The sequence below is a fragment of the Pandoraea morbifera genome (assembly GCF_902459575.1).
Taxonomy (GTDB): domain Bacteria; phylum Pseudomonadota; class Gammaproteobacteria; order Burkholderiales; family Burkholderiaceae; genus Pandoraea; species Pandoraea morbifera.
This window is the reverse complement of record NZ_CABPSD010000012.1, coordinates 16,705-29,683: the sequence shown is the minus strand read 5'-3', so window position 1 is coordinate 29,683 and position 12,979 is coordinate 16,705. Positions and strand designations below refer to the sequence as shown.

16 protein-coding genes are annotated in these 12,979 nt (G+C 65.8%); 15 read left to right on the top strand and 1 reads right to left on the bottom strand.

Annotation, left to right across the window (positions count from 1 at the left end):
- Positions 1–10 precede the first annotated feature (10 nt).
- The 3 genes from thiS to PMO31116_RS18320 are packed head-to-tail and all read left to right on the top strand — an operon-like array spanning position 11 to position 2,323.
- Positions 11–208, top strand: coding sequence for a sulfur carrier protein ThiS (gene thiS / locus PMO31116_RS18330; RefSeq protein WP_069342332.1), 198 nt, complete (start codon positions 11–13; stop codon positions 206–208).
- A gap of 1 nt (position 209) precedes the next feature.
- Entirely contained in the window at positions 210–1,055 is an 846-nt protein-coding gene (locus tag PMO31116_RS18325; protein ID WP_425494810.1) for a thiazole synthase, read from the top strand.
- Between the two features lie 56 nt (positions 1,056–1,111).
- Positions 1,112–2,323, top strand: a complete 1,212-nt coding sequence (locus PMO31116_RS18320) for a thiamine phosphate synthase (RefSeq protein ID WP_246185369.1) — start codon at positions 1,112–1,114, stop codon at positions 2,321–2,323.
- A gap of 74 nt (positions 2,324–2,397) precedes the next feature.
- Here the strand turns inward: PMO31116_RS18320 and PMO31116_RS18315 are convergent, their stop codons facing one another.
- Positions 2,398–2,982, bottom strand: coding sequence for a GNAT family N-acetyltransferase (locus PMO31116_RS18315; RefSeq protein ID WP_246185368.1), 585 nt, complete (start codon positions 2,980–2,982; stop codon positions 2,398–2,400).
- A 261-nt stretch (positions 2,983–3,243) separates the two neighbouring features.
- Between PMO31116_RS18315 and PMO31116_RS18310 the strand changes: the two genes are divergently transcribed.
- The 12 genes from PMO31116_RS18310 to hisD all read left to right on the top strand — a co-directional run bounded on the left by PMO31116_RS18310 (position 3,244) and on the right by hisD (position 12,979).
- Positions 3,244–4,062 (top strand): ABC transporter ATP-binding protein, encoded by an 819-nt coding sequence (locus PMO31116_RS18310; RefSeq protein ID WP_150567970.1) that lies wholly within the window; start codon positions 3,244–3,246, stop codon positions 4,060–4,062.
- On the top strand, positions 4,059–4,826 hold the full coding sequence (mlaE, locus tag PMO31116_RS18305; RefSeq protein ID WP_023593876.1) for a lipid asymmetry maintenance ABC transporter permease subunit MlaE: 768 nt from the start codon (positions 4,059–4,061) through the stop codon (positions 4,824–4,826). Before PMO31116_RS18310 ends, mlaE begins: the two co-directional genes overlap by 4 nt.
- 4 nt (positions 4,827–4,830) lie before the next feature.
- Entirely contained in the window at positions 4,831–5,370 is a 540-nt protein-coding gene (mlaD, locus tag PMO31116_RS18300; protein WP_150567969.1) for an outer membrane lipid asymmetry maintenance protein MlaD, read from the top strand.
- Between the two features lie 5 nt (positions 5,371–5,375).
- On the top strand, positions 5,376–6,278 hold the full coding sequence (locus PMO31116_RS18295; protein ID WP_150567968.1) for an MlaA family lipoprotein: 903 nt from the start codon (positions 5,376–5,378) through the stop codon (positions 6,276–6,278).
- A gap of 190 nt (positions 6,279–6,468) precedes the next feature.
- On the top strand, positions 6,469–7,089 hold the full coding sequence (locus PMO31116_RS18290; RefSeq protein ID WP_150567967.1) for an MlaC/ttg2D family ABC transporter substrate-binding protein: 621 nt from the start codon (positions 6,469–6,471) through the stop codon (positions 7,087–7,089).
- A gap of 4 nt (positions 7,090–7,093) precedes the next feature.
- Positions 7,094–7,351 (top strand): STAS domain-containing protein, encoded by a 258-nt coding sequence (locus PMO31116_RS18285; protein ID WP_150567966.1) that lies wholly within the window; start codon positions 7,094–7,096, stop codon positions 7,349–7,351.
- A 358-nt stretch (positions 7,352–7,709) separates the two neighbouring features.
- On the top strand, positions 7,710–8,636 hold the full coding sequence (locus PMO31116_RS18280; RefSeq protein ID WP_150568022.1) for an ABC transporter ATP-binding protein: 927 nt from the start codon (positions 7,710–7,712) through the stop codon (positions 8,634–8,636).
- Entirely contained in the window at positions 8,633–9,388 is a 756-nt protein-coding gene (locus tag PMO31116_RS18275) for an ABC transporter permease (RefSeq protein ID WP_150567965.1), read from the top strand. The genes PMO31116_RS18280 and PMO31116_RS18275 overlap by 4 nt, the downstream gene beginning before the upstream one ends.
- A gap of 18 nt (positions 9,389–9,406) precedes the next feature.
- Positions 9,407–9,646 (top strand): BolA family protein, encoded by a 240-nt coding sequence (locus PMO31116_RS18270; protein ID WP_023593882.1) that lies wholly within the window; start codon positions 9,407–9,409, stop codon positions 9,644–9,646.
- Positions 9,643–10,983: a UDP-N-acetylglucosamine 1-carboxyvinyltransferase gene (gene murA, locus PMO31116_RS18265; protein ID WP_246185367.1), complete on the top strand. Its 1,341-nt coding sequence runs from the start codon at positions 9,643–9,645 to the stop codon at positions 10,981–10,983. The genes PMO31116_RS18270 and murA overlap by 4 nt, the downstream gene beginning before the upstream one ends.
- Entirely contained in the window at positions 10,980–11,660 is a 681-nt protein-coding gene (gene hisG, locus PMO31116_RS18260) for an ATP phosphoribosyltransferase (RefSeq protein ID WP_150567964.1), read from the top strand. Before murA ends, hisG begins: the two co-directional genes overlap by 4 nt.
- Entirely contained in the window at positions 11,657–12,979 is a 1,323-nt protein-coding gene (hisD, locus tag PMO31116_RS18255; protein ID WP_150567963.1) for a histidinol dehydrogenase, read from the top strand. The genes hisG and hisD overlap by 4 nt, the downstream gene beginning before the upstream one ends.

Here is a 12,979-nt window from a genome sequence, read left to right as displayed (position 1 = left end):
GCCGTACGAGATGGATATCCATATCAATCAACAGACACTGAGCGTGGCCGAGACCGCGACGCTGGCCGAGGCGCTGGCCGCCTATGGCGCGAAGCCGCCGTTTGCGGCGGCCATCAACGGCCAATTCGTGCCCAAGACCCAGTACGCCGCGCGCGCGCTCGCGCAGGGTGACAAGATCGACGTTGTGCAACCGGTCGCCGGAGGCTGACATGAACGCATTCACCGAATCCGCCAGCGTGGCCGCCGGCAGCGCGCGCGACGCGCTCACGCTCTACGACACCCGTTTCGGCAGCCGTTTCCTGCTGGGCACGGCCCGTTATCCGTCGCTGCAGGCGCTCAACGACTCGATCGACGCCGCGCGGCCGGGCATGGTCACGGTGGCATTGCGTCGCCAGTTGTCGGGCACGGGCGCGCAGGCGTCGGAAGGGCATTTCTGGGAGACGCTGCGCCGCCTCGCGGTGCCGGTGCTGCCCAACACCGCCGGCTGCCATTCGGTACAGGAAGCGGTGACGACGGCGCAAATGGCGCGCGAGGTCTTCGAGACCGACTGGATCAAGCTCGAACTCATCGGCGACGACTACACGCTCCAGCCCGATCCGTTCGGTCTGGTGACGGCCGCCGAGCAACTGATTCGCGACGGCTTCAAGGTGCTGCCCTACTGCACTGAGGATCTGGTGCTCTGCCGCCGTTTGCTCGACGTGGGCTGTCAGGCGCTCATGCCTTGGGGCGCGCCGATCGGCACGGGCAAGGGCGTGATCAATCCGTACGGCCTGCGCCTGCTGCGCGACCGCTTGCCGGACACGCCGCTCATCGTCGACGCCGGCCTCGGCCTGCCGTCGCACGCATGCCAGGTGATGGAGTGGGGCTTCGACGGCGTATTGCTCAACACGGCCGTGGCGCTGGCTGCGCAGCCCGTGGAGATGGCCGGCGCGTTCGCCGCCGCGATCCGGGCAGGCCGCGCCGCGTGGCTCGCCGGACCGATGGCCGAGCGCGAGAGTGCGCAGGCCAGCACGCCGGTCGTGGGCGTGCCGTTCTGGCATCAGACGGGCGCCTGAGCATCCGCGCGCCTCACCGCCATCGGCGCGCATCGATCGACATTCAAGGAATTTCCATGACGACGCACCCCGGCGCCGCCGCACCTTCGCACGACTTGCACCTCTCGAACGTGCGATGCCTGCCCGACGATGCGCCGCTAGCCATGGCCTGGCAGCAGGCCGCCGCGCAAATTCGCGCGCGGCTCGCGCCATGGCCCGACGACGCCTCGGCGCCCCGCTGGCGCCTGCATGCGCAAACGCCGGCAAGTGCGGGCAAGGGCGATGTGATCTGGTGGCCGATGTCGTCGGCGCAAACGCCGGGCACGGCGGCGCTGATGCAACGGGATGCCTGGCGCGCGGCGGGCGCCGTGGTGCTCGACTCACGGGCGTCGGCCGCAGGTCGTGTCGAGGATACTTTGTATACGTCCGATACGATCTATCGGGTGGCCGGCGTGGATGATCCGGCCTTCTTCCCGGCGTTTGCGGCGTTTCTCGACTGTGGTTTCATGCCGCAGGACGCGCTCGTGCTCGCGCGTGCCTGGCGTACCGACGGCAGCCACGCCCGTGCGGAGGATGCCGGCACGCTGGGCGCGTGGCCGACCCGTCTCGAGACGTTCCCGGAAGTCCTCGGGCAGGTGCCGTCGGCGGGCCGCTTCCCGGCCTGCCCGAGGCGACTGGGGCTATATCCCGTGTTGCCAGACGCCGAATGGTGCGAGCGCATGGCCGATCTTCAGGTGGGCACCGTGCAATTGCGCATCAAGGATCCGGCGCACCCCGCGTTGCGCTCGGAGATCGAGCGTACGGTCGCCGCTGCCCGACGGGTGACGCAAGACAGCGCGTGGTTCATCAACGACCATTGGCGCGAAGCCGCCCGCGCGCAGGCGTACGGGGTGCATCTCGGCCAGGAGGACATGGCGGCGCTGTCGGCCGGCGAAGTGGCGGAACTGCACGCCAGCGGCATGCGGCTGGGCATCAGCACGCATGGCTATTACGAGATCCTCGCGGCGCATCATTTCCAGCCGAGCTATCTCGCCGTGGGTGCCGTATTTCCCACCACGACGAAGGTGATCGCGACGGCGCCCCAGGGGCTCGCGAAACTGGCCCGCTACGTGAAACTGATCGCGCCGCATTACCCGCTTGTCGCCATCGGTGGCATCGACGCCACGAATCTCGCTCAGGTGCTCGACACGGGGGTGGGGTCCACTGCGGTGGTGCGCGCCGTGACGCAAGCCGCGGATGTGGCGGCGGCCGTCATGGAAATGCAGGCCGAGTTCGCCCGACGCGTCTGACTCACGCGTGCTCGGGGACTTCAGGGGGCTCAGACGGTCGGACGAGTGCTAAAGGTGCCAAGGGGGCGAATCCCTCAGTGCGGAAGGGGGCGTGTCATGAACACGGCGCCATCGCCGTACCCGGCCAGTTTGGCGGCGATCGACGACGAGACGTCCGAAGTCGCGACATAGCCGAAGCGCGCCCAGAAGGTTTGCGACTGTTGCACCGCCACCAGCGCCGACGACCGCAGGCCCAGCGTCTGCGCGACCGCGAGGGCTGCGGCGTATAGCTGGCGGGCCACGCCCGCGCCGCGTGTGCGGGGCGCCAGGGCCATGTCATGGACGTACCAGCAGTCGGGCGCGTCGGGCAGCGCGTCGAGAACGGTGTCGAGCGGCGCAGGCGCCGCCATGCACCACGGGTGCGTGAACAGGTAGCCGGCCACTCGCTCGCGCCCACCGCCCGACGTCTCGCCGTCCGGCGCATGGTCCACGGCAACCCAGCAGGTCGTGGGCGAGAGCGCCAGCCGTGATGCCAACGTCGCCTCCGACTCGTGCATCGCGTCCGCATACGCCTGGGCTTGCACGGCCAGCACCTGCGCCATGTCGGCCGGTCGCATCGGACGAATCTGGAACGTGCTGGGGGCAAGGGCTTGGAAAGATGTGGGCAGTTGGGAGGGCATCGAGACAAAAGTGCATTGCGCAAAACGGGGTTATTGTAGCAACGGCGCAACACCTGCACCCGGCGGCGCAAGGTAAGTCGTTGGCACGGTTACGTTTTTCCCCGTTGCGATTGGCGCCACCCGATCGGGCGCGGACACGAAGGCCCTGTAAAATGCCGCGGGACAGCGCCGGGCATCGTTTCGGTGGCCCGCCCTTGAACGGCATCGAATGGCATTCGCCCCTATAATTGGCGTTTTGCACCGCACTATAAGACTCGAAACGTGCCTACCCCGAATCCGGAAAATCTGCTCGAATTGCGCGACGTCAGCTTCGGTTATGGCGAGCGTCTGGTGCTTTCCGGGCTGAATATGCGGTTTGCCCGCGGCAAGGTCATCGGCGTGATGGGGGGCTCCGGCTGCGGGAAAACGACGGTGCTGCGCCTGATCGGCGGCCTCGTGCATGCGAGCCGCGGCGCCATCGACTTCGACGGCACCGACGTGTCCACGCTCGATCGCGACGGCTGGTACCGGCTGCGCCGGCGCATGGGCATGCTGTTTCAGTTCGGCGCACTCTTTACCGACATGACGGTGTTCGAGAACGTGGCCTTCCCGCTGCGCGAACATACGAAGCTCGACGAAGCCCTGATTCGCGACCTCGTGCTCATGAAGCTCAATGCGGTGGGCCTGCGCGGCGCGCGCGACATGAAGCCGGCCCAGATTTCGGGCGGCATGGCGCGCCGCGTTGCGCTGGCGCGGACGATTGCGCTGGACCCGGATCTCGTCATGTACGACGAGCCGTTCACCGGGCTCGATCCGATTTCGATGGGCATCACCGCGAACCTGATTCGCAAGCTCAACGACGCGTTGGGGGCCACCTCGATCATCGTGTCGCACGATGTCTCGGAGACGTTCGCCATCGCCGACTACATCTATTTCATCAGCGAGGGCCGCATCGGCGCCGAGGGCACGCCCGACGCACTGCGTGCCTCGAACGACCCGACGGTGCGACAGTTCATCGACGCGCAACCGGACGGCCCCGTGAAGTTCCAGTATCCCGCGCCGCCGCTCGCGGAAGATTTCGGTATCGGAGCGCGAGCATGATCACCACCATTGGCAGTTTCGTCCGCGGCCACGTCGAACGGCTGGGCTACGGTGCCCGAATGTTCCTGCGCATGCTGGCGTCGAGCGGTCCGCTGCTGCGTCGGCCGCGCCTGGTGACCGACCAGATTCATTTCGTCGGCAACTATTCGTTCGTCATCATCGCCGTGTCGGGCCTGTTCGTCGGCTTCGTGCTCGGCCTCCAGGGCTACTACACGCTCAACAAGTACGGTTCGGAGCAGGCGCTGGGCCTGCTCGTCGCGCTCTCGCTGGTGCGTGAGCTAGGACCGGTAGTCACGGCGTTGCTGTTCGCGGGACGCGCGGGCACGTCGCTCACCGCTGAAATCGGCCTGATGAAAGCGGGCGAGCAACTCACCGCCATGGAGATGATGGCAATCGATCCGATCGCTCGCGTGGTGGCACCGCGCTTCTGGGCGGGCGTGATCGCCATGCCGATCCTCGCGGCGATCTTTTCGGCCGTCGGCGTGTTCGGCGGCTACCTCGTCGGCGTGAAGTTGATCGGCGTGGACACCGGTGCGTTCTGGTCGCAGATGCAGGGCGGCGTGGACGTGTGGTCCGATGTCGCCAACGGCGTCATCAAGAGCATCGTTTTCGGTATCGCGGTGACGTTCATCGCGCTATATCAGGGTTTCGAAGCAAAGCCGACGCCGGAAGGCGTGTCGCGTGCGACGACGCGCACGGTGGTGCAAGCATCGCTCGCCGTGCTCGGTCTCGACTTTCTGCTCACCGCCCTTATGTTCAGCTAACACAATGAAAAAACACCCCCTCGACTTCTGGGTAGGCCTGTTCGTCGTTCTCGGCTTCGCCGCGCTGCTGTTCCTCGCGCTCAAGGCAGGCAACATGAGTTCGCTGTCATTCTCGAGTTCGTACCCGATCACGGTGCGCTTCGACAATATCGGCGGGCTCAAGCCGCGCGCGCCGGTCAAGAGCGCGGGTGTGGTGGTGGGCCGCGTGGCGTCGATCCGTTTCGACGACAAACGCTATCTGGCCGACGTGACGCTCAACATCGAGTCGCAGTACCAGTTCCCGAAGGACTCGTCGGCGAAGATCCTGACATCGGGTCTGCTCGGCGAGCAGTACATCGGGCTGGAGCCCGGCGGCGACGATCAGATGCTCAAGAGCGGTGATACGATCACGCTCACGCAATCCGCGATCGTGCTGGAAAACCTGATCGGTCAGTTCCTGTACAACAAGGCGGCGGACGCCGGTGGCGCCCAGGCGGGCGGCCCATCGGCCGCTTCGGCACCGGCCGCCCCCGCGGCTGCAGCACCGGTAACCCAAGGAAAATAAGAGAAATGACCAGCTTCCGAACTTCGGCCGTGCTGGCCGCCGGCGCCATGGCGCTGGCAGGTTGCGCCACTGTCACGAATCCGAACCCCGCCGATCCCATCGAAGGCTTCAACCGTTCGATGTACTCGTTCAACGACACGCTCGACAAGACCGTCATGACCCCGGTGGCCAAGGGCTACCGCTTCGTGGTGCCGGAACCGGCCCGCGACATGGTCACGAACTTCTTCTCGAACATCGGCGACGTCTACAACTTCGCCAACAACCTGTTGCAGTTGCAGGTCACGGCAGCCGTGCAGGATCTGATGCGTCTGACGATCAACACGGTGTTCGGCGTGGGCGGTCTGATCGACTTCGCCTCGCCGGCCGGGTTGCCCAAGCACAGTCAGGATTTCGGCGTCACGCTCGGCAAGTGGGGCGTGCCCGCGGGCCCGTACCTCGTGCTGCCGCTGCTCGGGCCGAGCACGGTGCGTGATACGGCAGGCATGGCGGGCAACATGTTCATCGACCCGACCTCGTACATCAAGCCGGACTGGGTCAGCTACACCATCTACGGCGTGCGTCTCGTGAACACGCGCGCGAACCTGCTCGACGCCTCGAACCTGCTCGAGGCGGCCGCGCTCGATCCGTATTCGTTCACGCGCGACGCCTATCTGGCGCGTCGCAAATATCTGATCAACGGCGGCGCCTCGGGCAACGCCGCGCTGCCGAACTACGACGAAGAGGAAGGCGGTGCCGGTGCCGCCGTCCCGGGCGCGGCAAGTGCGGCGGGGGCGGCGGGCGCCGGCGCTCAGCCGATGCCGGCCGCGGCACCCAATCCGGCGTCGGACGTGAAGGCCGAGCCGGAGAGCCCGCAAGGCTCGCCCGTGCCGGGGAGGATGGTGCCGGGCGGTCTGCCGTTCCGTCGCTGATCGACGTCGACCGCATCGCGTTCGGCGCGGTTCGGTGTCGTTTGGCGTCGAACCTGGCCGATCGTGTGCGCAACGTAGCGCCCCGCCGGGCAACAGTTTGTTACACGACGCTGCGGGCGATTCGAGAACTCAACACACGAAGCGGGTATCCAAACCCGCAACACTCGTCACTCGAAAGAGGAAGTCCACAATGAAGAAGTTCTGGCTCATTCCCGTCATGGCATTCATGACGTATACCGCCGCGGGTTCGGCGATGGCACAGGCGCAAGCTCCGGATGCGCTGGTCAAGCAGACGGTCACCGAAGTGATGACCGCCGCCAAAAGCGATCCGAATATCCAGAAGGGCGATCTGAACAGCATCACGCGCCTGGTCGAGCAGAAGATCATGCCGCACGCCGACTTCACGCGCACCACGCAACTGGCCACCGGCAAGGCATGGCGCGACGCGACGCCGCAACAGCGCCAGCAACTCACCGAGCAGTTCAAGCAATTGCTGTTGCGCACGTACGCCGGCGCCATCGCCCAGATCCGCGACCAGCAGGTCAACTACAAGCCGTTCCGCGCCCAGCCGGGCGATACCGACGTGGTCGTGTACACGGACGTGGTGAACAACGGTCAGCCCATCGAACTCGACTACCGTCTCTACAAGACGGCCAGCGGCGAGTGGAAGCTGTATGACCTGAACGTGCTGGGCGCATGGCTGGTGCAGACGTATCGCAACCAGTTCGCGGAAAAGGTCAACGCGTCGGGTATCGACGGTCTGATCAAGTTCCTGACCGAGCGCAACCAGCAACTCGCAGGCGGCAAGTAAGCGCATGCTCGCGTTGCAGACCGATCTCACTCACGACACCGCCGGCGACGTCCTCGCGCAGGCCATCGATCGCATCGACGCTGGCGAAACCCAGATCGATTGCGCGGGGCTCAAGCACTTCGACTCGTCGGCGCTCGCCGTGCTGCTGGCCCTGCGCCGCCACGCGAGCCGGCGTGGTGCGACGTTGGCGTTCACTAACTTGCCGACGGGGCTCGCCAGCCTTGCGCTGGTGTACGGCGTCGACCATCTGCTCTCGAGTTGATGCGTCGGGCCGGGTAGCGGTCCCGACAAGAAGCGCCGTCTCACGACGGCGCTTTTTTTATGGTGCGCGTCCGGACTGCCATCCACGGCCGCCAATGATGTGGCCCGCGGCGCGCCCATTGCCGATGTTGCCGTTACCGGGGCTACGAGCGTTGTCTGGCCGCTTCGGGCGCCATCCCCACGGTCGCCATCGGCTTCCTTTATAATCAGGGGTTTTCTGCCGATTTTTAGGCAAATATCCCTTTCCGGGCACCCACCTGCCGACCTTGCCCTGGCCGTCACGCCAGCGGGCGACGCGCGGGGCCGGCAGTGACCGGAATACAAACATGGCGCATCCGCCAGGGCGGGTGCGTGCAGTCATGGCCGCCATCGAAATCCGTAACGTCAAAAAACGCTATCAGGCGTTGCAGGCGCTCAAGGGCGTCAGCTTTTCGATCGAAGAAGGTGAATTCTTCGGTCTGCTCGGTCCCAACGGCGCCGGCAAGACCACGCTGATCAGCATTCTCGCGGGCCTCGCCCGCGCGGATTCCGGCAATATCAGCGTGCTCGGCCACGACGTGGTGCGCGACTACCGCAACGCCCGTCGCAAGCTCGGCGTGGTACCGCAGGAGCTCGTCTTCGATCCGTTTTTCTCCGTGCGCGAGACGCTGCGTATCCAGTCCGGCTACTTCGGGCTCAAGCGCAACGACGACTGGATCGACGAAGTGATGGCCAACCTCGATCTGACCGACAAGGCCGACGCGAACATGCGCCAGCTCTCGGGCGGCATGAAGCGTCGCGTGCTGGTGGCGCAGGCGCTCGTGCATCGTCCGCCGGTGATCGTGCTCGACGAGCCGACCGCCGGGGTCGACGTCGAGTTGCGCCAGACGCTCTGGAAGTTCATCTCGCGCCTGAACCGCGAAGGGCACACCATCGTGCTTACCACGCACTATCTCGAAGAAGCGGAAACGCTATGCGATCGCATCGCCATGCTCAAGCGCGGCGAGGTGGTGGCGCTCGAGCGCACGGCGTCGTTGCTGCAGCGCTTCGCTGGCACGCGCCTAGTGCTGCGCTTCAAGCAGGGCACGCTGCCGGACGAACTGCGCCCGCTGCTGGTGGACGGGCAGGACACCGGCGGGCACCAGTTCGCGCTGCGCCTGTCCGGCTGCGACGAAGTGGAATCCATTCTCGCCACCTGCCGGGCGGCGGGCGGCATCGTCGAGGACATCGACATCCAGAAGGCCGATCTCGAGGACGTATTCGTGCAGATCATGTCGGGCTCGCGTGCGCAGGAGGTGGCAGCATGATCGGGTTTCGCACGCTGTTGTACAAGGAAGTGCTTCGGTTCTGGAAGGTGAGCTTCCAGACCGTGGCCGCGCCGGTGCTCACCGCGCTGCTTTACCTGATGATCTTCGGCCATGTGCTCGAAGACCGGGTGAAGGTCTACGATCAGATCACGTACACGTCCTTCCTCGTGCCGGGCCTGGTGATGATGAGCGTGTTGCAGAACGCTTTCGCGAACAGTTCCTCGTCGCTGATCCAGTCGAAGATCACGGGCAATCTCGTGTTCGTGCTGCTGCCGCCGCTCTCGCACTGGGAGATGTATGGGGCGTACGTGCTGGCCGCGGTGGTCCGCGGCCTGTGCGTGGGGCTCGGCGTGTTCCTCGTGACGGTGGCCTTCACGCATCTGTCGTTTGCCGCACCGCTGTGGATCATCGGATTCGCATTCCTCGGCGCGGCCATTCTCGGCACGCTGGGCCTGATCGCGGGCATCTGGGCGGAGAAATTCGACCAGCTCGCGGCATTCCAGAACTTCCTCATCATGCCGGCGACGTTCCTCGCGGGCGTGTTTTATTCGATTCACTCGCTGCCGCCGGTGTGGCAGGCTGTGTCGCATTTCAATCCGTTTTTCTACATGATCGACGGATTCCGCTACGGCTTCTTCGGCGTGTCGGACGTGGCGCCGCAGACCAGCCTCGCCGTCGTTGGCGCGACGTTCCTGATACTCGCAACCGTGGCGCTGAGTCTGCTGCGCCGCGGCTACAAACTGCGTCACTGAACTTCTCCAGGATCAGCAATGCTGCCTACCCCAGAACAAATCAAACAGTACATCGAAGCCGGCCTGGCTTGCGATCACGTGGCCGTCGAAGGTGACGGCCAGCACTTCTTCGCCACCATCGTAAGCGCGCAGTTCGAAGGCAAGCGCCTCATTGCGCGCCATCAGCTCGTGTACGCCGCGCTGGGCGACCGCATGAAGGCGGAAATCCACGCATTGTCGATGAAGACCCTCACGCCGGCGGAGTATCAGGCGCAATGAGGATTACGCAAGAGAGCACCGGCGCCGCCGGCAATGGCGAGGCGGCCGCCGGCGAGCGTGTGGCCGCGGACCACCTGGAAATCGAAGGTGGCGAGCGGCTGGCGGGAGAGATTACCGTCTCGGGCGCGAAGAACGCCGCCCTGCCCATTCTGTGTGCGAGTCTGCTGACCGCCGAGCCGCTCGTGCTCGGCAACGTGCCGGATCTGCACGACGTGCGCACCATGCTCACATTGCTCGCGCGCATGGGCGTGAAGGTCGAGCGCAAAGGCGAATCGGTGACGCTCGACGCGTCGTGCATCGCGGCGCCCGCCGCACCGTACGAGCTGGTCAAGACCATGCGGGCATCGATTCTCGTGCTCGGCCCGCTGTTGGCGCGCTGCGGCGAGGCGCGCGTGTCGTTGCCCGGCGGCTGCGCGATCGGGGCGCGGCCTGTCGATCAGCACATCAAGGGCCTGCAAAAGATGGGCGCCGAGATCACCCTCGCGCACGGCGACATCGTGGCTCGCGCCACGCGACTGCGCGGCGAAACGCTGGTGACGGACATGATCACCGTGACGGGCACCGAGAACCTGCTCATGGCGGCCGTGCTCGCCGACGGTGTGACCGTGCTGGCCAACGCCGCGCGCGAGCCGGAGGTGACCGACCTGGCGAACCTGCTGGTCAAGATGGGGGCGAAGATCGAGGGCATCGGCTCGGAACGACTGGTCGTGACCGGGGTGGAGCGCCTGCACGGGGCCACGCACGACGTGGTGCCCGACCGAATCGAGGCCGGTACGTTCTTGTGCGCGGCCGTGGCAACGCGCGGCGACCTCACGCTGCGTCGCGTAGTGCCGGGCACGCTCGACGCCGTGATCGAAAAACTGCGTGAAACCGGCGCCGCCGTGAGCGCCGGTGCGGATTGGTTGCGTGTGACGATGGATCGGCGTGCGCGGGCGGTGAGTTTCCGGACGTCCGAGTATCCTGCTTTCCCGACCGACATGCAGGCCCAGTTCATGGCGCTGAACTGCATCGCCGACGGTGCGTCGCAGGTCGTCGAAACGATCTTCGAGAACCGTTTCATGCATGTGCAGGAGTTGATGCGCCTGGGCGCGAATATCGGCGTCGACGGCAACACCGCGCGCATTTCGGGCGTGGAGCGCCTGTCGGGTGCGCACGTGATGGCGACCGATCTGCGCGCTTCCGCCAGTCTGATCGTCGCGGGGCTGGCGGCCGAGGGACGCACGCTCGTCGACCGTATTCATCACCTCGATCGCGGCTATCATCGTATCGAGGCCAAGTTGTGCGCCGTGGGCGCGCGAATCCGGCGTGTCGAAGCACGCCAGGGAGAAATTGCATGAGTTCCGCCAAGTCGGCCCAGCCGCTCGCTCAACCGCTGACGCTGGCCCTCTCGAAAGGGCGTATCTTTACGGAAACGCTGCCGTTGCTCGCCGCTGCCGGTATCGAAGTCACGGAAGACCCGGAGACCTCGCGCAAGCTGATTCTGCCGACCACGGACCCGAACCTGCGCGTGATCATCGTGCGCGCGACCGATGTGCCGACGTATGTGCAATACGGGGCCGCCGACTTCGGCGTGGCCGGCAAGGATGTGCTCATCGAGCACGGCGGCGGTGGACTGTATCAGCCGATCGATTTGAACATTGCCCGCTGCCGCATGTCTGTGGCTGTACCGAAGGGCTTCGATTACGCGAATGCGGTCCGTCAGGGTGCGCGCCTGCGGGTGGCGACCAAGTACGTGCAGACCGCGCGCGAGCACTTCGCGGCCAAGGGCGTGCACGTCGACCTGATCAAGCTGTACGGCTCGATGGAGCTGGGCCCGCTCGTGGGTCTGGCCGACGCGATTGTCGATCTGGTGAGTACCGGCGGCACGCTTCGGGCCAACAATCTGGTGGAAGTGGAGGAGATCATGGATATCTCCTCCCGCCTCGTGATCAACCAGGCTGCGCTCAAGCTCAAGCGCGAGTCGTTGCAGCCCATTCTGGACGCCTTCGAGCAGGCGTCCCGGCAAACAGCATGAAACTCGAAATCCGCAAACTCGACTCCGGTGCCGAAGGCTTCACGACCCAGCTTCGCGACGTGCTGGCATTCGAAGCGAGTGAAGACGCCGCCATCGACCGTGCGGCCGCCGAGATCCTCGCCGACGTGAAGACGCGCGGCGATGCGGCCGTCATCGAGTACACGAACCGTTTCGATCGTCTGAACGCGCCGAACATGGCCGCGCTTGAGCTGTCGGCCGACGTGCTGGCCGAAGCGCTCGAGAGTCTCGAGCCGAAGCGCCGCGCCGCGCTGGAGGCCGCCGCCGCACGCGTGCGCGCCTATCACGAGAAGCAGCGTATCGAGTGTGGCACCCATAGCTGGCAGTACACCGAGTCGGATGGCACGGTGCTCGGCCAGAAGGTCACGCCGCTCGATCGCGTGGGCATTTACGTGCCGGGCGGCAAAGCCGCGTATCCGTCGTCGGTGTTGATGAATGCCATTCCGGCACGCGTGGCCGGTGTGAAGGACATCATCATGGTGGTGCCCACGCCGGACGGCGTGCAGAACCCCCTGGTGCTCGCCGCCGCGCACATCGCCGGTGTGGATCGTGTGTTCACCATCGGCGGCGCGCAGGCTGTCGGCGCGTTGGCGTACGGCACCGAGACCGTGCCGGCCGTCGACAAGATCGTCGGTCCGGGCAACGCCTTCGTGGCGGCGGCCAAGCGCCGCGTGTTCGGCACCGTCGGCATCGACATGATCGCCGGCCCGTCGGAGATTCTCGTGATTTGCGACGGATCGACCGACCCCGACTGGGTGGCGATGGACCTGTTCTCGCAGGCCGAGCATGACGAGCTTGCCCAGTCGATCCTGCTGTGCCCGGACGCCGAGTACATCGCGCGCGTGCACGCGTCGCTGGAGCGCCAGATCGACGACATGCCGCGCCGCGACGTGATCGCCGCCTCGCTGCAGGGGCGCGGTGCGCTGGTCAAGGTACGCGACATGGCCGAAGCGTGCGAGATCGCCAACGTGATCGCACCCGAGCACCTCGAAATCTCGGCCGAGACGCCGCAACAGTGGAGCGACAGGATCCGCCACGCCGGTGCGATCTTCCTCGGCAAGTTCACCAGCGAAAGCCTGGGCGACTATTGCGCCGGGCCGAACCACGTGCTGCCGACTTCGCGCACCGCGCGTTTCTCGTCGCCGCTTGGCGTGTACGACTTCATCAAGCGTTCGAGCCTGATCGAAGTGAGCGAGGGCGGCGCCCGCATGCTGGGCGAGATCGCCGCCGAGCTGGCATACGGCGAAGGCCTGCAAGCTCACGCGCGCAGCGCCGAGTATCGTCTGCATCGCGAGTCCTGA